Annotated in this window: 1 rRNA gene; it reads right to left on the reverse strand. The window is 53.8% G+C overall.

Annotated features, from left to right (window positions below):
• Positions 1 to 264 (reverse strand): 16S ribosomal RNA (locus GTP46_RS29260); the annotation flags it as partial.

Below are 264 nucleotides of genomic sequence, written 5' to 3' on the forward strand. Positions count from 1 at the left end.
GTCTGGACCGTGTCTCAGTTCCAGTGTGGCTGGTCGTCCTCTCAGACCAGCTACTGATCGTTGCCTTGGTAGGCTTTTACCCTACCAACTAGCTAATCAGATATCGGCCGCTCCATGAGCATGAGGTTCTTGCGAATCCCCCACTTTCTCCCTTAGGACGTATGCGGTATTAGCGTAACTTTCGCTACGTTATCCCCCACTCCTGGGTACGTTCCGATATATTACTCACCCGTTCGCCACTCGCCACCAGAGCAAGCTCCGTGC

This window comes from Duganella flavida, assembly GCF_009857445.1.
GTDB classification, from domain to species: Bacteria; Pseudomonadota; Gammaproteobacteria; order Burkholderiales; family Burkholderiaceae_D; genus Rugamonas; species Rugamonas flavida.